A 16605-nucleotide genomic window follows, 5' to 3' on the forward strand; every position below is an offset into this window, starting at 1 on the left:
CCCCACGGAGTTGCACCACCGCCCGCCACACAGCACCGCCCGGCCGGACCCGCCGCCCAGCTCCGGTCGTCGCCAGGCCGCGGGCGCGTGCGGGCCGAGCGCGCAGTTCCCCGCGCACCCGGGGAGGTGCGCCGGCGTCGGTCGTGTCGCGGTGGGGTCGGTCAGTTCCGTACGTCCCTCCATGCCTTCGGGATGTGTGACGCCACGTCATGGGCTCCCGTGGGCGCGCCGTCCGCCGCGAAGCGGCCCGCCAGGCCGTGGAGGTACGCCGCCACGCTCCCGGCGTCCGACGCCCGCAGGCCCGCCGCCAGCAGGGACCCCGCCAGCCCGGACAGCACGTCCCCGCTCCCGGCCGTGGCCAGCCAGGGCGTCCCGGTGGCGTTCACCCGCACCGGTCCGCCCGCGAAGTCGGCGACCAGTGTGGTCGAACCCTTCAGCAGCACGGTCGCCCGGTACGCCGCCGCCAGCTCCCGCACCGCGGCCAGCCGGGCCGTCTCGACCTCCTCGCGCCGCACCCCCAGCAGCGCGGCGGCCTCCCCCGCGTGCGGGGTCATCAGCGTCGGCGCCGTACGCCCGCGCACCGCGTCCCGGTCGGCCAGCCGCAGCCCGTCCGCGTCCAGCAGCACCGGCACGTCCGCCTCCAGCACCTCGGCGACGGCGGCCGCGTCGTCCCCGGCGCCCGGCCCGACCACCCAGGCCTGCACCCGCCCGGCCTTCGCGGGCCCGGCGTCGGAGACGAGGGTCTCCGGGAAGCGCGCGATGACCGCGTCCCCGGCCGGTCCGACGTACCGCACGGCCCCGGCCCCGCCGCGCAGCGCGCCCGACACCGCGAGCACGGCCGCCCCGGGATAGCGGGCCGATCCGGCGGCGATCCCCACCACCCCGCGCCGGTACTTGTCGCTCTCCCCCGTGGGCAGCGGCAACAACCGCGCCACGTCCGCGTGTTGCAGGGCTTCCAGTACGGCGTCGGCGGGCGGCGGTTCCAGGCCGATGCCGACGAGCCGCACCACTCCCGCGTACTCCCGCGCGGGATCCACCAGCAGCCCCGGCTTGTACGCGCCGAAGGTGACGGTCACGTCGGCCCGGAGCGCGGCCCCCCGCACCTCCCCGGTGTCCGCGTCGACGCCGCTGGGCAGGTCCACGGCCACGACGGCGGCACGGGACCGCGCCACCACCCCGGCGAGCCGCTCGGCGTCCGGCCGCAGCCCGCCCCTGCCCCCGATGCCGACGATCCCGTCCACCACCAGGTCGGCCCGCAGGACCAGTTCGTCCGCGGTGGCGGAGTCCGCGGTCGCCACCGTGCCGCCCGCCCGCCGCAAGGCCGCCAGCCCCCCGGCGTGCGCCCGGTCGGGCGTGAGCAGGACGGCCGTCACCCCGGCGCCGCGCCGGGCCAGCCGGGCCCCCGCGTACAGGGCGTCCCCGCCGTTGTCCCCGCTGCCGACGAGCAGCACCACCCGGCTGCCGTACACCCGCCCGAGCAGTTCGGCACAGGCGGCGGCCAGCCCGGCGGCGGCCCGCTGCATCAGCGCGCCCTCCGGCAGCCGTGCCATCAACGCCCGCTCGGCGGCCCTTACCGTCTCCACGCTGTACGCAGTACGCATGGCACCGAGTCTGCCCCGTAACCCCCGCCGCCCACACCCGGCACGGGACCGGTCAGCCCTCCGCGACCACCACGGCCGAGGCCACGCCCGCGTCATGACTGAGCGACACGTGCCAGGCCCGCACGCCCAGCTCGGCGGCCCGCGCGGCCACGGTCCCCTTCACCCGCAGCCGTGGCTGCCCGGTGTCCTCCACGTACACCTCGGCATCGGTCCACTGCAGCCCCGACGGCGCGCCCAGCGCCTTCGCCAGCGCCTCCTTGGCGGCGAACCGGGCCGCGAGCGAGGCGATGCCGCGCCTGTCCCCGCTGGGCAGCAGCAGCTCCCGCTCCACGAACAGCCGGTCGGCCAGGCCCGGCGTCCGCTCCAGGGACGCCCGGAACCGGTCGATCTCGGCGACGTCGATGCCCACCCCGATGATGCTCATGCCCAGCACCCTACGACCCCGGTGACGGGCGGCGCGGCGACACCACGTCGGACCCCGGGCGCCGCACGGCCGCCGCGACGCGCGCTCTACGCTTCCGGCATGACGTCCTCGCGTGCCTATCTCTCCGACCTCTTCTCCCTGGACGGCCGGGTCGCCGTGGTGACCGGAGGCAGTTCCGGCATCGGGCGGGCCATCGCCGGGGCGCTGGCCCGGGCCGGGGCGAAGGTGGTGATCGTGGCCCGGCGGAAGACCGAACTGGACGCCACCGTGAGGGAGTTGACCGCGGACGGCTGCCGGGCCGCCTGGGTCAGTGGTGACCTCGGCACCCGCGACGGGGTGCGCGCGGCGGCCGAGGAGGCCGCGGCCGTCTTCGGCGAGCCCGACATCCTCGTCAACTCCGCCGGGATCAACCTCCGTCCGCCGATGGACGAACTGGGCGACGACGTCTGGGACACCACCATGGCGGTGAACCTGGAGGCCCCGTTCCTGCTCGGGCAGCGGTTCGGCCCCGGCATGGCGAAGCGGGGCTTCGGGCGGATCATCCACGTCACCTCCCAGCAGGCGCACCGCGCCTTCGTGCAGAGCGGCGCCTACGGCGTCTCCAAGGGGGGCCTGGAGTCCCTGGCCCGCTCCCAGGCCGAGGCGTGGTCACCGCACGGCGTCACCTGCAACACCCTGGTGCCGGGTTTCGTGCTGACCCCGCTCAACAGGCGGTTGCAGTCCGACCCCGGGAAGGTGGCGGCCCTGGCCGCGCGCACGATGGCCGGCCGCAACGGCCTCGCCGAGGACTTCGCGGGCGCGGCCGTGTTCCTGGCCGGCCGCGCCTCCGCCTACATCACGGGCCAGTCGATCCACGTGGACGGCGGCTTCTCCGTCCACTGACAGGCCCCGCCCCCTCACTCCACCGTGACCGACTTGGCCAGGTTGCGGGGCTGGTCCACCTCGTTGCCCCGGGCCGTGGCCAGCTCGCAGGCGAAGACCTGGAGCGGGACCGTGGCCACCAGCGGTTGCAGCAGGGTGGGCGTGGCGGGGACGCGGATCAGGTGGTCGGCGTAGGGGACGACCGCCTCGTCGCCCTCCTCCGCGATCACGATCGTCCGCGCGCCCCGCGCCCTGATCTCCTGGATGTTGGAGACGATCTTGTCGTGCAGGACCGACCGGCCGCGCGGGGACGGCACGACGACGACCACGGGCACGTCCTCCTCGATCAGCGCGATCGGTCCGTGCTTCAGCTCGCCGGCGGCGAAGCCCTCGGCGTGCATGTAGGCCAGTTCCTTCAGTTTGAGCGCGCCTTCGAGGGCCACCGGGTAGCCCACGTGCCGGCCGAGGAAGAGCACCGTGTCCTTGTCGGCCAGCGTCCGCGCCAGCGCCCGTACCGGCTCCATGGTCTCCAGGACCCGCTCGACCTCCTCGGAGATGCGGGACAGGTCCTTGATCACGGCCTGGATCTCGTCGCCCCACTTGGTGCCCCGGACCTGGCCCAGGTACAGCGCGACCAGGTAGCAGGCGACCAGCTGGGTCAGGAACGCCTTGGTGGAGGCGACGGCGACCTCGGGGCCCGCGTGCGTGTAGAGCACCGCGTCCGACTCGCGCGGGATCGTCGAGCCGTTGGTGTTGCAGATCGCCAGCACCTTCGAGCCCTGCTCGCGGGCGTGCCGCAGCGCCATCAGGGTGTCCATGGTCTCGCCGGACTGGGAGATGGCGATCACCAGCGACCGTCCGTCCAGGATCGGGTCGCGGTAGCGGAACTCGCTGGCCAGCTCCACCTCGCAGGGGATGCGCGTCCAGTGCTCGATGGCGTACTTGGCGATCAGGCCCGCGTGGAAGGCCGTACCGCACGCCACGATGACGACCTTGTCGATCTCGCGCAGCTCGGAGGGGCCGATCCGCACCTCGTCCAGGGTCAGCGAGCCGGACGGGTCGATCCGCCCGAGCAGCGTGTCGGCGACCGCCTTGGGCTGTTCGGCGATCTCCTTGAGCATGAAGTAGTCGTAGCCCCCCTTCTCGGCCGCCGAGGCGTCCCAGTCCACGTGGTAGGAGCGCACCTCGGCCGGGCGGCCGTCGAAGCCCGTGACCGTGACGCCGTCGCGCCGCAGTTCCACCACCTGGTCCTGGCCCAGCTCGACCGCCGAGCGCGTGTGGGCGATGAACGCGGCGACGTCGGAGGCGAGGAACGCCTCGCCCTCTCCAAGGCCCACCACCAGCGGGGAGTTGCGGCGGGCGCCGACCACCACGTCCGGATCGTCGGCGTGCACCGCGACCAGCGTGAACGCGCCCTCCAGCCGCCGGCACACCAGCCGCATCGCCTCGGCGAGGTCGGCGGTCGCCGAGAACTCCTCGGCCAGCAGATGGGCGACGACCTCGGTGTCCGTCTCGGAGTTCAGCCCGTGGCCGCGCTCGGCCAGTTCGGCGCGCAGCACGGCGAAGTTCTCGATGATGCCGTTGTGGACCACCGCGACCCGTCCCGCGTTGTCCAGGTGGGGGTGCGCGTTGGCGTCCGTGGGGCCGCCGTGCGTGGCCCAGCGCGTGTGTCCGATACCGGTCGTGCCGGCCGGCAGCGGCCGTTCGACCAGTTCCTTCTCCAGGTTGACCAGCTTCCCGGCCTTCTTCGCGGCGGCCAGCCCGCCGTCCGCCAGTACGGCGACACCGGCCGAGTCGTAACCCCGGTACTCCAGCCGCTTCAGCCCGGCCATCACGACATCGAGCGCCGACTGCGACCCTACGTATCCCACGATTCCGCACATGAGCGGCAGCCTACGGGCCGACAACGATCAAAAACTGCCTCCGCCTGCCCGAAATCGGAAATTCCCACCGTCGTACGAAGGCCTCCTGTGGCCGGATCGACCCGCGTGACGGACCCCACCCGCCGTGCCGTTCAAACTCCGTTAACAATGGACTGTGATCTCACCGGTCTCCTCGATGCCCCGGAGCGCCCACCGGCACAGGCCGGAGGCGACTCCCTACGTCGATCTCACCCGTGCCGAGTGGAGCGCGCTGCGCGACAAGACGCCGCTGCCGCTCACCGCCGAGGAGGTGGAGAAGCTCCGTGGCCTCGGCGACGTCATCGACCTGGACGAGGTGCGGGACATCTACCTCCCGCTCTCCCGGCTCCTCAATCTCTACGTCGGCGCCACGGACGGCCTCCGGGGCGCGCTGAACACCTTCCTCGGGGAGAAGGGCTCCCAGTCCGGCACCCCGTTCGTCATAGGCGTCGCCGGCTCGGTCGCCGTGGGCAAGTCCACGGTCGCCCGCCTGCTCCAGGCCCTGCTCTCCCGCTGGCCCGAGCACCCGCGCGTGGAACTCGTCACGACGGACGGATTCCTGCTGCCCACCCGGGAGTTGGAGGCCCGGGGCCTGATGTCGCGCAAGGGCTTCCCCGAGTCCTACGACCGCCGGGCCCTCACCCGTTTCGTCGCCGGCATCAAGGCCGGCAAGGACGAGGTGTCCGCGCCGGTCTACTCGCACCTCATCTACGACATCGTGCCCGGCGAGAAGCTCACCGTCCGCCGCCCGGACATCCTGATCGTGGAGGGCCTGAACGTCCTCCAGCCCGCCCTGCCCGGCAAGGACGGCCGCACCCGGGTCGGTCTCGCCGACTACTTCGACTTCAGCGTCTACGTCGACGCGAGCGCCGACGACATCGAGAGCTGGTACCTCAGCCGCTTCAAGAAGCTGCGCCAGACGGCGTTCCAGAACCCGAACTCGTACTTCCGCAAGTACACCCAGGTCTCCGAGGAGGAGGCCCTGGACTACGCCCGCACGCTCTGGCGGACCATCAACAAGCCGAACCTGGTGGAGAACATCGCCCCGACCCGGGGCCGGGCCACCCTCATCCTCCGCAAGGGCCAGGACCACAAGGTCCAGCGCCTCAGGCTCCGCAAGCTGTAGCGGCACGTGTTGGATGGGGGCCATGCTGCATCTGCGACTGATCACCCCTGCGGAGCGGACCGACGAGGTGGTGCGCCTGATCGAGGAGACGGTCGGCACCACCCACCTGGTGGTCCTGCCCGGCGCCGCCCGCGACCCCGCCGGTGACGTCGTCCTGTGCGACGTGGCCCGCGAGGCGGGTGACGGGCTCATCGCCGGGCTGCGGCGCCTCGGCCTGGACGACACCGGCTCGATCGCCATGGAGACCATCGACCTCTCCCTGTCCCGGCGGGCCGACGAGGCCGAGGAGGCGGCGCCGGGCGAAGGCGCGGACGCGGTGCTGTGGGAGGGCCTGACCGAGGCCACCCACGAGGAGTCGACGCTGTCGGTCACCTACGCGGCCTTCATCACCCTGGCCACGATGATCGCGGCCTGCGGTGTCGTGCTGGACAACGCGATCCTGATCGTGGGCGCGATGGCGGTGGGACCGGAGTTCGGCCCGCTGGCCGGCATCTGCACGGCCCTCGTGCGGCGCCGGCCGCGCCTGGCATGGCGTTCGCTGACCGCACTGCTGGTGGGCTTCGCGCTGGCGATGGCGGTGACCGCCGGGTTCAGTCTGCTGATGGACGCGGTCGGCCTGTTCAGCAAGGCCCGGCTGGAGGCCGACCGGCCCAACACCGGCTTCATCTACGCACCGGACTGGTTCTCGTTCGTCGTCGCCGTGCTCGCGGGGATCGCCGGCACGCTGTCGCTGACGTCGGCCAAGTCCGGGGCCCTGGTGGGCGTCGCCATCTCGGTGACGACCGTGCCCGCGGCCGCCAACGCGGCCGTGGCCCTGATCTACGACGACACCCACCAGGCCGCGCGCTCCTCGGAACAGCTCCTGCTGAACCTGCTGGGCATCGTCCTGGCCGGAACGCTCACCCTGCTCGCCCAGAAGTCCCTGTGGAAGCGGCACCGGCGACACCCCTGAGGCCCCGGAACTACCCGAGGGCCGACTTCACCGCGTCGGCGAGCCGCCCGGCCACGGAGCGGGCCTGCTCGATGTCGGCGGCCTCGACCATCACCCGCACCAGCGGCTCGGTACCCGAAGGACGCAGCAGCACCCGCCCGGTCTCCCCGAGTTCCCGCTCGGCCTCGGACACGGCGGCGGCGAGGTCGGCCGACGTGCGCACCCGCGACTTGTCCACGTCGGGCACGTTGATCAGCACCTGCGGCAGCCGCTCCATGACGGACGCCAGCTCCCGCAGCGTACGGCCGGTCTCGGCGACCCGCGCCGCCAGCAGCAGGCCGGTCAGCGTGCCGTCCCCGGTGGTCGCGTGGTCGAGGATGATGACGTGCCCGGACTGCTCGCCGCCGAGGGCGTAGCCGTGCTCCTTCATCTCCTCGAGGACGTACCGGTCGCCGACGGCGGTCTGCACGAGCCGGATGCCCTCGCGCTCCATGGCCAGCTTGAAGCCGAGGTTGGACATCACGGTCGCGACGACGGTGTCGGAGCGCAGTGCGGAACGCTCCCGCATCGCCAGCGCGAGCACGGCGAGGATCTGGTCGCCGTCGACCTCCTCACCGGTGTGGTCCACGGCCAGGCAGCGGTCGGCGTCGCCGTCGTGCGCGATGCCGAGGTCCGCGCCGTGCTCGACGACCGCGGCCTTGAGCTTGTCCAGGTGGGTCGAGCCGCAGCCGTCGTTGATGTTGAGGCCGTCCGGCTCGGCGCCGATCGTGACGACCTGGGCACCGGCCCGGGCGAACGCCTCCGGCGAGACCCCCGAGGCCGCGCCGTGCGCTTCGTCCAGGACGATCCTCAGTCCGTCGAGCCGGTTGGGCAGCACCGCGAGCAGGTGGGCGACGTAACTCTCGAAGCCCTCCTCGTGCGACCGCACGCGCCCGACCCCGGCACCCGTCGGACGCTCCCACGGCTCGCCGTGCCGGTGCGCGTGGTAGACCGCCTCGATGCGGTCCTCCAGCTCGTCGGCGAGTTTGTGGCCGCCGCGGGCGAAGAACTTGATGCCGTTGTCCGGCATGGCGTTGTGGCTGGCGGAGAGCATCACGCCGAGGTCGGCGCCGAGCGCTCCGGTCAGGTGGGCCACCGCGGGCGTCGGCAGCACGCCGACGCGCAGGACGTCCACGCCCGCGCTGGCCAGACCGGCGACCACCGCCGCTTCCAGGAACTCCCCGGACGCGCGCGGGTCCCGTCCGACCACCGCCGTCGGCTTGTGGCCCTCGAAGGTGCCCGCCTCGGCCAGCACGTGCGCCGCGGCGACGGAGAGGCCGAGCGCCATCTCGGCCGTCAGATCCGCGTTGGCGACACCGCGCACGCCGTCCGTGCCGAAGAGTCGTCCCACTTGTCCTCCTGAGGAAGCGTCCTTGCTGCCCGGATGATGGCGGACGCCATGACATCCGATCACACAAGCCTTTGAGCGTCTTGTGTCGTTATACGCCCTTGGCTGGGATAAACGAACGCCCCGACGGCACAGATGGCGTGCCGCCGGGGCGTTCGGAGTACGAGCAGGCAGCTGCTGATTAGCGCTTGCTGTACTGCGGGGCCTTGCGGGCCTTCTTCAGACCGGCCTTCTTCCGCTCGACCGCGCGGTCGTCGCGGCGCAGGAAGCCGGCCTTCTTCAGCGGGCCGCGGTTGTTGTCGACGTCGGCCTCGTTCAGGGCGCGGGCGACACCGAGACGGAGCGCACCGGCCTGACCGGAGACACCGCCACCCGCGATGCGGGCGATGACGTCGTAACGGCCCTCGAGCTCCAGGACCTTGAACGGCTCGTTGACTTCCTGCTGGTGCACCTTGTTCGGGAAGTAGTCCTCGAGGGTGCGACCGTTGATCTTCCACTTGCCGGTGCCCGGGACGATCCGGACGCGGGCGATGGCGTTCTTGCGGCGGCCCAGGCCGGCGGCCGGCTGCGGCTCGCCGAAGCGGGAGGCCAGGGACTCCGAGGTGTACTCGCCCTCGACGGGGACCTCGGACTCGGTGGTGTAGCTGTCGATGTCAAGCTCTTCGAGCGGCTGCTCGGCAGTGGTCTCGGCCACGATTCTCCTCAGATTCTCTTCAGTCTTAGGGGGTGGCCGGACTTACTGCGCGACCTGGGTGATCTCGAACGGCACCGGCTGCTGGGCAGCGTGCGGGTGCTGGTCACCCTTGTAGACCTTCAGCTTCGAGAGCATCTGACGGCCCAGGGAGTTCTTGGGGAGCATGCCCTTGACGGCCTTCTCGATGGCCTTCTCGGGGTTCTTGTCGAGCAGCTCGTCGTAGCGGACGGAGCGCAGACCACCCGGGTAACCGGAGTGGCGGTACGCCATCTTCTGGGTCCGCTTGTTGCCGGACAGGTGCACCTTGTCGGCGTTGATGATGATGACGAAGTCACCAGCGTCGACGTGCGGCGCGTAGATCGGCTTGTGCTTGCCCCGCAGGAGGGTCGCAGCGGTGGTGGCGAGACGGCCCAGGACAACGTCCTGAGCGTCGATGACGTGCCACTGGCGCGTCACATCGCCGGGCTTGGGGCTGTACGTACGCACGGTTCGTAGCCTTCGCTTCGAGTGAATGGTCCTAAACAAGGTCACCGAAACGATCACGACAGCCTTGACCCACGGCGGCGACGCAAACCGCGTGCGTGGGGTCGCTGGTCATCGGCCCGGTGGACCGGTGTAAGGGCCCGTCCCGTGAGAATGAGCAAGCCAATACACAACGAAGAAGTAGGTTACCGGGCAGCCCCCGGACGGGTCAAAACGAGGCAGGCCGTCAGAGGGACCCCGCACCACCGGCCCCCCGTCTAAGATGCGCCCCATGAGTTACGGGCAGGGGGGACCCCAGTCTCAATGGGATCCCTGGAAACCTAATTCCCAGCAGCCGTGGAACAGCGGATCCGACGACGGGACGCCGGACTGGGCCGCGCTCGCCGAGGCATCGGAGACGCGGAACAAGCGCCGCAAGGTGCTGTTCATAGCCGGCGGCGCGCTCGCCACCGTCGCGATAGGCACCGCGGTCGCCATGGCCGTCGTCTCCGCGAACGGGGGTGACCCGCAGGCCGGTCCCAGCAACCTGCCCGCCAGCGGATCGCTGCCCGGCACGGGCAGCGCGACGCCGTCCTTCGCGCCCACCAGCGCGCCGCCGCCGCTGGACCCCACGGACTTCATATCCAGCGCCAAGAAGGACACCGCCCCGCTGAGCCCGGACACCCTGTTCCCGGGCACGCAGCTGACCATGGGCGGCACGGTGTACAAGAAGGGCCCGACGGCCGACACCAAGAGCTGTGCCACCGCCGCCGGCGGCACCCTCCCCAAGATCCTCACCGGCAACGGCTGCACCCGTCTGATGCGCGTGACCTACACGAACGGCGGCATCGCGGTCACCGTCGGCGTCGCCGTCTTCGACGACGCGGACAAGGCCGCCAAGGCCAAGGGCCAGACCGACGACCGCAGCATCGTGCGCTCGCTGTTCGGCAAGGGCGTCAAGCCCTTCTGCGACGGCGCGTTCTGTCGCTCGACCAGGAACTCCTACGGCCGCTACGCCTACTTCACGATCTCCGGCTTCACCAGCGGCAAGGACGTCACGACCAAGGACACCAAGGTGTTCGGCGCCGGCAACGACCTCGCCCAGTTCACCGCGAACCAGATCCACCGCCGCGGCCAGGTCCAGGCCTCGGCCGCCGCCCGGTAGCCGGCCGCGCGCCTACCGCCGCCTCAGCCGGAGCCGCAGCGGTATCACGGCCGACTCCAGCTGGGTGCGCAGGGTCATCTTGGAGGCACCCTCCGTGCGCTCGGCGAACCGGATCGGGACCTCCACCGCCGTGTGCCCGGCACGCACGGCCTCGTACTTCAGCTCCACCTGGAAGCTGTAGCCCGCGCTGTCCAGGGACGACAGGTCCACGTCCCTGAGGGTCGCCGCCGACCACAGGTTGAAGCCGGCCGTGATGTCCTGGATGTCGGTGCCGAGGACGGCGCGGGCGTAGCGGTTGGCGAAGCGGGACAGCAGCACCCGGTGCGCGCCCCACCGCTCGTCCAGCGAGCCGCCCTCGACGTACCGGCTGCCCACGACGAGACCGGCGCCTGAGGCGAGGGCCGCCTCCAGCATGCGGGGCACGGCCTCCACCGGGTGGCTGCCGTCGGCGTCCATCTGGACGACGTACGCGGCGCCCTCCGCCAGCGCGGCGGACATCCCGGCCGTGTACGCCCGGCCCAGCCCGTCCTTCCCGGTGCGGTGCAGCACGCTCATCCGGCGCCGTCCGCCGCTGTTGTACCGCGCCGCCAGCTCCTCGGCGATCCGCCCGGTGCCGTCGGGGCTGGAGTCGTCGACGACCTTCAGGTGCAGCCCGTCCAGCGGCAGCCCGAGCACCGCCTCGGCCATCCCGGGCAGGTTCGCCGCCTCGTTGTACGTCGGCATCACCACGGTGACCGTCGGCTCGTCCTGTGCCATCACTGTCCCTCCCCCGCGGGCGCCGGCGAAGCGCGACGCGACTAACAGATGCCGCAGCCCGAGGCCCCGGGCAGCGACCGCTTGTTCCGTGCCTCCCTGCTCCGGGCCGCCAGCAGCTCGTCGGCCGGATAGCCGACCTCCTCCAGCGTCAGCCCGTGCGGCCGTACGACATGCACGGCGGAGTCGCGGACGCGGGCCGCCAGCACCTTCCCGGGCCACTCCGGCTCCCGGTGCCCGTCCCCCACGAACAGCAGCGCGCCGATCAGCGACCGCACCATGTTGTGGCAGAAGGCGTCCGCGCGCACGGTGGCGGTGACGATCCCGTCGTCCCCCCGGACCAGGCTCAGCTCCTGGAGCGTGCGGATGGTGGTCGCCCCCTCCCGCTTCTTGCAGTAGGCGGCGAAGTCGTGCTCGCCGAGCAGCGCGCGGGCGGCCTCGTTCATGGCGTCCACGTCGAGCGGCCAGTCGTGCCACAGCACGTGGTTGCGCAGCAGCGGGTCCACGCCGCCCGGGTTGTCGGTCACCCGGTACGCGTACCGCCGCCAGACGGCCGAGAACCGCGCGTTGAAACCGCTCGGCGCCTCCCTGAGCGCCCACACCCGCACGTCCCTCGGCAGCCGGCCGGCGAGCCGCTTGAGCAGCTTCTCGTGATGCTCACGCCACACACCCTCGGGCAGGTCCACATGGGCCACCTGCCCCCGCGCGTGCACCCCGGCGTCGGTGCGCCCGGCGACGGTCAGCTCAAAGGTCTCCCGGGAGCGGGTCACCGTCCGCAGGGCGTCCTCGATCTCCCCCTGCACGGTCCGCCTGCCGCCGGCCTGCTTGGCCCAGCCGTGGAATCCCGTGCCGTCGTAGGACAGGTCGAGACGGAGACGGACATGGCCGGGCTGTACTTCGTCACTCACGTACGGATCCTCTCAGGTACGCGAAAGCGGGCCCGCCCCGAAGGGCGAACCCGCTTCCCGCGTCAGGCGGAGCCTCAGGCGTCCTTGGACTCCTCGGCGGGAGCCTCGGCGGCCTCGGTCTCCTCGACCTTGGTCTCCTCGGCCTTCGCCTCCTCGGCTTCCTTGACCGCACGCTTGGTGGCGGCCTCGGCCTCACCGGTCGCCTGCTGGGCGACCGTCAGCGCCTCCACCAGCTCGATGACGGCCATGGGCGCGTTGTCGCCACGGCGGTTACCGATCTTGGTGATGCGGGTGTAGCCACCGGGACGGTTCTCGTACCGCGGGCCGATCTCGGTGAAGAGCGTGTGGACGATGCTCTTGTCCGTGATGACCTGAAGCACCTGGCGGCGGTTGTGAAGGTCGCCCTTCTTCGCCTTGGTGATCAGACGCTCGGCGTACGGACGCAGGCGGCGGGCCTTCGCCTCGGTGGTGGTGATGCGGCCGTGCTCGAAGAGGCTCTTCGCCAGGTTCGCGAGGAGCAGCTTCTCGTGCGCGGCGCTGCCGCCCAGACGGGCACCCTTGGTGGGCTTCGGCATGTTCTTTCTCCTGTGTGTCTGCCCCGGCCGTATCAGGTACCGGGGTCAGTATCCGAGCAGGCGGTCGCCTGTCGGAGATCCGGGGTCCTTTTCAACCCCGGAAGGGTCCGCGCCCCCGAAGGGGCGCGGGGAACTGCGCGACCAGCCACAGCGGGCCCGCAGCCGCAGAACCGGCCTCCTCGCGGAGCGCTCAGTACTGCTCGGTCTCGACGAACCCGGCGTCCGCGTCGTCGTCCGCGCCGAAGGCGTCCGCGGCGGCGGTCGGGTCGAATCCGGGCGGGCTGTCCTTCAGGGCCAGGCCCATGCCGGCCAGCTTCGCCTTGACCTCGTCGATGGACTTCGCACCGAAGTTGCGGATGTCCAGCAGGTCGGCCTCGGAACGCGCGACCAGCTCACCCACGGAGTGGATGCCCTCACGCTTGAGGCAGTTGTACGACCGAACGGTGAGCTCCAGCTCCTCGATCGGCAGCGCCAGGTCGGCGGCGAGCGCGGCGTCCGTCGGGGACGGACCCATGTCGATGCCCTCGGCGTCGATGTTCAGCTCGCGGGCGAGACCGAACAGCTCGACCAGCGTCTTGCCGGCGGAGGCCATGGCGTCACGCGGACGCATCGCCTGCTTGGTCTCGACGTCGACGATCAGCTTGTCGAAGTCGGTGCGCTGCTCGACACGCGTGGCCTCGACCTTGTACGTGACCTTGAGCACCGGCGAGTAGATGGAGTCGACCGGGATACGGCCGATCTCCTGGCCCACCTGCTTGTTCTGCACGGCGGAGACGTAACCGCGGCCGCGCTCGACCGTCAGCTCCATCTCCAGCTTGCCCTTGCCGTTCAGCGTGGCGAGGACCAGGTCGGGGTTGTGCACCTCGACACCGGCCGGGGGCGCGATGTCGGCGGCGGTGACCAGACCCGGGCCCTGCTTGCGCAGGTACATCACGACCGGCTCGTCGTGCTCCGAGGAGACGACCAGCTGCTTGATGTTGAGGATCAGGTCGGTGACGTCCTCCTTGACGCCCGGCACGGTGGTGAACTCGTGCAGGACGCCGTCGATGCGGATGCTGGTGACAGCAGCGCCGGGGATCGACGACAGGAGGGTGCGGCGGAGGGAGTTGCCGAGGGTGTAGCCGAAGCCCGGCTCCAGCGGCTCGATCACGAACCGGGAGCGGAACTCGTCGACGACCTCTTCGGTCAACGAGGGACGCTGAGCGATCAGCATGTGTGGATCAGATCCTTCTTTCGTGGACGCCCGCTATTTGACGCCCGACGGAATCCGCGCCCGGGAAAAGCGCGGGTACTGCAAGGGTACGGGCGGCACGACCCGAAGGAGCCGTACCGCCCGCGACCAGCGACCCGGGAAGCGTCAGACGCGACGACGCTTCGGCGGACGGCAGCCGTTGTGCGGGGTCGGGGTGACGTCCTGGATGGAGCCGACCTCGAGGCCCGTGGCCTGCAGGGAGCGGATCGCGGTCTCACGACCGGAACCCGGGCCCTTGACGAACACGTCGACCTTGCGCATGCCGTGCTCCTGGGCGCGGCGGGCAGCCGACTCGGCGGCCATCTGCGCGGCGAACGGCGTGGACTTCCGGGAGCCCTTGAAGCCGACGTGGCCGGCGGAGGCCCAGGAGATCACGTTGCCGGACGGGTCCGTGATCGACACGATCGTGTTGTTGAACGTGCTCTTGATGTGCGCGTGGCCGTGAGCGACGTTCTTCTTTTCCTTGCGGCGCACCTTCTTGGCAGCGCCCTGACGTCCCTTGGGGGGCATCTACAAACTCCTAGAGGGAGGTGGTCGGTCCTACAGCGAAGACCGTGGACAGGTGTCCGCTGCGGACTACTTCTTGCCCGGCTTCTTCTTGCCGGCGATGGCGCGACGCGGGCCCTTGCGGGTGCGGGCGTTGGTGCTGGTGCGCTGACCGCGGACGGGCAGACCGCGACGGTGACGGAGACCCTGGTAGGTGCCGATCTCGACCTTGCGGCGGATGTCGGCCTGGATCTCGCGACGGAGGTCACCCTCGGTCTTGATGTTGTTGTCGACGTACTCGCGGATCGCGACCAGCTGCTCTTCGGTCAGGTCACGGACGCGGGTGTTCGGGTCGACGCCGGTCGCAGCCAGCGTCTCCTTCGAGAGGGTCCGGCCGATGCCGAACACGTAGGTGAGGGCGATCTCCACGCGCTTGTCGCGCGGGATGTCGACACCGGAAACGCGTGCCATTCAATGGCTCCTGGTGAATCTTCGGAGGTCTTCCACAGAACCGGCTCCCGGCCGCCGTACTAGGTACGAACCGGGTCCCCGGCCTCCGAACCGGGGGTGTCGAGCTGGTTGGCTCGGGCTCTGCGTATGAACATATTCAGCTCGCGTCGCGCGAAGACTCTGCGATAGAGGTGCAGAGGGTGATGGTCGTGCGTCAGCCCTGGCGCTGCTTGTGGCGCGGGTTCTCGCAGATGACCATGACCCGGCCGTGACGGCGGATCACCCTGCACTTGTCGCAGATCTTCTTGACGCTCGGCTTGACCTTCATGGGGTGAGGTTCTCCGGGTCAGTGCCATCGCACCGGGCGGGCCCGGGGCGCGGGCAAGATCTACTTGTACCGGTAGACGATCCGGCCACGCGTCAGGTCGTACGGAGACAGCTCCACCACGACCCGGTCGTCAGGGAGGATGCGGATGTAGTGCATACGCATCTTGCCGCTGATGTGTGCCAGGACCTGGTGGCCGTTCTGGAGCTCGACCTTGAACATGGCGTTCGGCAGAGACTCGACGACAGTGCCCTCGATCTCGATGGCACCTTGCTTCTTGGCCACGCTTCGCCCTTCGAATCGACTACCTTGATCGACTCTCAGGCGATCCCTGGGATTCCCCTGCGGGAGCATGCGGACATGCGGGTGCACGAGAGCCGACGAGTCAGTCTACGTCGGCGCACCGCGAAAGGCGAATCGAGGAAGTCTGCCCTACGGGGGAGATCGTTAAGCCAGCGGGTCCGGTGCCGCGGTGACGCCGTGCTCGGCGAGCTTGGCCCTGCCTCCGTCGGGGGCGGTGAGGACCAGCGGGCCCTGCTCCGTCAGGGCGACGGAGTGCTCCCAGTGGGAGGACCAGGTGCCGTCGGTGGTGATGACCGTCCAGTCGTCCGACAGGACCTCGGTGCGCGGGGTGCCCAGCGACACCATCGGCTCGATCGCGAGGCAGAAGCCCGGGACCAGCTTGGGGCCCTTGCCGCGCCGGCGGTCCACGTAGTTCAGCAGGTGCGGGTCCATGTGCATCTCGGTGCCGATGCCGTGGCCGCCGTAGTCCTCGATGATCCCGTACCGGCCGCCGCCCGGCTTGGGCTGGCGGCGGATGTACGTCTCGATCGCCCGGGAGACGTCGACCAGGCGGTTGCCCTGCTTCATGGCCGCGATACCGGCCCACATCGACTCTTCGGTCACCCGGGACAGCTCGATCAGCTCCGGGGCGTGGCCGGAGCCCACGAACGCGGTGTAGGCCGCGTCGCCGTGCCAGCCGTCGACGATCGCGCCGCAGTCGACGGAGATGATGTCGCCGTCCTTCAGGACGACGTCGCCGGAGGGGATGCCGTGGACGACCACGTCGTTCACGGAGGTGCAGATGGTCGCGGGGAAGCCGCCGTAACCGAGGAAGTTCGACTTGGCTCCGTGCTCGGCGAGCACCTTGCGGGCCACCTCGTCCAGGTCCCTGGTGGTGGCGCCCGGCACCGCGGCCTCGCGCGTCGCCGCGTGGATGGCCGCTACGACCAGGCCCGCCGCCCGCATCTTCGCGATCTGCTCGGGGGTCTTGATCTGCACCATGAGGGGCCTGCGCTCTCCGT

20 protein-coding genes are annotated in these 16605 nt (G+C 70.9%); 4 read left to right on the forward strand and 16 right to left on the reverse strand.

Features of this window, described 5'->3' with window-relative positions; genetic code table 11:
- From AB0946_RS07590 to AB0946_RS07600, 3 genes are all read right to left on the reverse strand, one after another.
- Positions 1-183, reverse strand: a 183-nt coding sequence (locus tag AB0946_RS07590) for a hypothetical protein (RefSeq protein ID WP_366759658.1), incomplete at its 3' end; no start/stop codon positions are given.
- Positions 162-1601 carry an NAD(P)H-hydrate dehydratase gene (locus tag AB0946_RS07595; RefSeq protein ID WP_366759659.1) on the reverse strand — a complete coding sequence of 480 codons (1440 nt, stop codon included), beginning with the start codon at positions 1599-1601 and terminating at the stop codon, positions 162-164. The genes AB0946_RS07595 and AB0946_RS07590, both read right to left, overlap by 22 nt.
- Positions 1602-1653: 52 nt before the next feature.
- Positions 1654-2025 carry a holo-ACP synthase gene (locus AB0946_RS07600; RefSeq protein WP_041665442.1) on the reverse strand — a complete coding sequence of 124 codons (372 nt, stop codon included), beginning with the start codon at positions 2023-2025 and terminating at the stop codon, positions 1654-1656.
- 99 nt (positions 2026-2124) lie between these two features.
- Here AB0946_RS07600 and AB0946_RS07605 point away from each other — a divergent pair, with 99 nt between their 5' ends.
- Entirely contained in the window at positions 2125-2907 is a 783-nt protein-coding gene (locus AB0946_RS07605) for an SDR family oxidoreductase (protein ID WP_366759660.1), read from the forward strand.
- A gap of 14 nt (positions 2908-2921) precedes the next feature.
- Here AB0946_RS07605 and glmS read toward each other — a convergent pair whose 3' ends face one another.
- Complete coding sequence (glmS, locus tag AB0946_RS07610) at positions 2922-4769, reverse strand: glutamine--fructose-6-phosphate transaminase (isomerizing) (protein WP_366759661.1); 1848 nt, start codon at positions 4767-4769, stop codon at positions 2922-2924.
- A gap of 154 nt (positions 4770-4923) precedes the next feature.
- On the opposite strand from glmS, the gene coaA reads away from it, so the two are divergent.
- Positions 4924-5913: a type I pantothenate kinase gene (gene coaA, locus AB0946_RS07615; protein WP_308071346.1), complete on the forward strand. Its 990-nt coding sequence runs from the start codon at positions 4924-4926 to the stop codon at positions 5911-5913.
- Between the two features lie 22 nt (positions 5914-5935).
- Complete coding sequence (locus AB0946_RS07620; RefSeq protein WP_366759662.1) at positions 5936-6865, forward strand: DUF389 domain-containing protein; 930 nt, start codon at positions 5936-5938, stop codon at positions 6863-6865.
- 10 nt (positions 6866-6875) lie between these two features.
- Here AB0946_RS07620 and glmM read toward each other — a convergent pair whose 3' ends face one another.
- The 3 genes from glmM to rplM form a co-directional block, all read right to left on the reverse strand.
- Positions 6876-8234: a phosphoglucosamine mutase gene (gene glmM, locus AB0946_RS07625; RefSeq protein ID WP_366759663.1), complete on the reverse strand. Its 1359-nt coding sequence runs from the start codon at positions 8232-8234 to the stop codon at positions 6876-6878.
- Between the two features lie 178 nt (positions 8235-8412).
- Positions 8413-8925, reverse strand: a complete 513-nt coding sequence (gene rpsI / locus AB0946_RS07630; RefSeq protein WP_003998795.1) for a 30S ribosomal protein S9 — start codon at positions 8923-8925, stop codon at positions 8413-8415.
- 42 nt (positions 8926-8967) lie between these two features.
- A complete protein-coding gene (gene rplM, locus AB0946_RS07635) occupies positions 8968-9411 on the reverse strand; it encodes a 50S ribosomal protein L13 (protein WP_014674395.1) in 444 nt (147 codons plus the stop codon).
- 268 nt (positions 9412-9679) lie between these two features.
- Between rplM and AB0946_RS07640 the strand changes: the two genes are divergently transcribed.
- Positions 9680-10552, forward strand: a complete 873-nt coding sequence (locus tag AB0946_RS07640; RefSeq protein WP_366759664.1) for a hypothetical protein — start codon at positions 9680-9682, stop codon at positions 10550-10552.
- Between the two features lie 12 nt (positions 10553-10564).
- Here the strand turns inward: AB0946_RS07640 and AB0946_RS07645 are convergent, their stop codons facing one another.
- From AB0946_RS07645 to map, 9 genes are all read right to left on the reverse strand, one after another.
- Positions 10565-11308 (reverse strand): polyprenol monophosphomannose synthase, encoded by a 744-nt coding sequence (locus AB0946_RS07645; protein WP_366759665.1) that lies wholly within the window; start codon positions 11306-11308, stop codon positions 10565-10567.
- Positions 11309-11349: 41 nt separating this feature from the next.
- On the reverse strand, positions 11350-12213 hold the full coding sequence (gene truA, locus AB0946_RS07650) for a tRNA pseudouridine(38-40) synthase TruA (protein ID WP_366759666.1): 864 nt from the start codon (positions 12211-12213) through the stop codon (positions 11350-11352).
- A gap of 74 nt (positions 12214-12287) precedes the next feature.
- On the reverse strand, positions 12288-12788 hold the full coding sequence (gene rplQ / locus AB0946_RS07655) for a 50S ribosomal protein L17 (protein WP_366759668.1): 501 nt from the start codon (positions 12786-12788) through the stop codon (positions 12288-12290).
- 190 nt (positions 12789-12978) lie between these two features.
- Positions 12979-14001, reverse strand: a complete 1023-nt coding sequence (locus tag AB0946_RS07660) for a DNA-directed RNA polymerase subunit alpha (RefSeq protein WP_003966937.1) — start codon at positions 13999-14001, stop codon at positions 12979-12981.
- Positions 14002-14145: 144 nt separating this feature from the next.
- On the reverse strand, positions 14146-14550 hold the full coding sequence (gene rpsK / locus AB0946_RS07665) for a 30S ribosomal protein S11 (RefSeq protein ID WP_003956432.1): 405 nt from the start codon (positions 14548-14550) through the stop codon (positions 14146-14148).
- Positions 14551-14616: 66 nt separating this feature from the next.
- Positions 14617-14997: a 30S ribosomal protein S13 gene (gene rpsM / locus AB0946_RS07670; RefSeq protein ID WP_030641206.1), complete on the reverse strand. Its 381-nt coding sequence runs from the start codon at positions 14995-14997 to the stop codon at positions 14617-14619.
- A 193-nt stretch (positions 14998-15190) separates the two neighbouring features.
- Positions 15191-15304: a 50S ribosomal protein L36 gene (gene rpmJ, locus AB0946_RS07675; protein ID WP_003998809.1), complete on the reverse strand. Its 114-nt coding sequence runs from the start codon at positions 15302-15304 to the stop codon at positions 15191-15193.
- Between the two features lie 60 nt (positions 15305-15364).
- A complete protein-coding gene (gene infA / locus AB0946_RS07680; protein WP_003948620.1) occupies positions 15365-15586 on the reverse strand; it encodes a translation initiation factor IF-1 in 222 nt (73 codons plus the stop codon).
- Positions 15587-15748: 162 nt separating this feature from the next.
- Complete coding sequence (map, locus tag AB0946_RS07685; RefSeq protein WP_366759669.1) at positions 15749-16585, reverse strand: type I methionyl aminopeptidase; 837 nt, start codon at positions 16583-16585, stop codon at positions 15749-15751.
- Positions 16586-16605 lie beyond the last annotated feature (20 nt).

Source organism: Streptomyces sp. NPDC046870 (assembly GCF_040704595.1).
Classification (GTDB): domain Bacteria; phylum Actinomycetota; class Actinomycetes; order Streptomycetales; family Streptomycetaceae; genus Streptomyces; species Streptomyces argyrophylli.

Excerpts from the sequence above, each read along its gene's own strand:
- rplQ (WP_366759668.1), bottom strand. The coding sequence starts at position 12,788 with ATGCCGAAGCCCACCAAGGGTGCCCGTCTGGGCGGCAGCGCCGCGCAC.
- AB0946_RS07620 (WP_366759662.1), top strand. The coding sequence starts at position 5,936 with ATGCTGCATCTGCGACTGATCACCCCTGCGGAGCGGACCGACGAGGTG.
- glmS (WP_366759661.1), bottom strand. The coding sequence starts at position 4,769 with ATGTGCGGAATCGTGGGATACGTAGGGTCGCAGTCGGCGCTCGATGTC.
- AB0946_RS07660 (WP_003966937.1), bottom strand. The coding sequence starts at position 14,001 with ATGCTGATCGCTCAGCGTCCCTCGTTGACCGAAGAGGTCGTCGACGAG.
- AB0946_RS07595 (WP_366759659.1), bottom strand. The coding sequence starts at position 1,601 with ATGCGTACTGCGTACAGCGTGGAGACGGTAAGGGCCGCCGAGCGGGCG.
- rpmJ (WP_003998809.1), bottom strand. The coding sequence starts at position 15,304 with ATGAAGGTCAAGCCGAGCGTCAAGAAGATCTGCGACAAGTGCAGGGTG.
- rpsM (WP_030641206.1), bottom strand. The coding sequence starts at position 14,997 with ATGGCACGCGTTTCCGGTGTCGACATCCCGCGCGACAAGCGCGTGGAG.
- AB0946_RS07605 (WP_366759660.1), top strand. The coding sequence starts at position 2,125 with ATGACGTCCTCGCGTGCCTATCTCTCCGACCTCTTCTCCCTGGACGGC.
- rpsK (WP_003956432.1), bottom strand. The coding sequence starts at position 14,550 with ATGCCCCCCAAGGGACGTCAGGGCGCTGCCAAGAAGGTGCGCCGCAAG.
- AB0946_RS07645 (WP_366759665.1), bottom strand. The coding sequence starts at position 11,308 with ATGGCACAGGACGAGCCGACGGTCACCGTGGTGATGCCGACGTACAAC.
- AB0946_RS07640 (WP_366759664.1), top strand. The coding sequence starts at position 9,680 with ATGAGTTACGGGCAGGGGGGACCCCAGTCTCAATGGGATCCCTGGAAA.
- map (WP_366759669.1), bottom strand. The coding sequence starts at position 16,585 with ATGGTGCAGATCAAGACCCCCGAGCAGATCGCGAAGATGCGGGCGGCG.
- AB0946_RS07600 (WP_041665442.1), bottom strand. The coding sequence starts at position 2,025 with ATGAGCATCATCGGGGTGGGCATCGACGTCGCCGAGATCGACCGGTTC.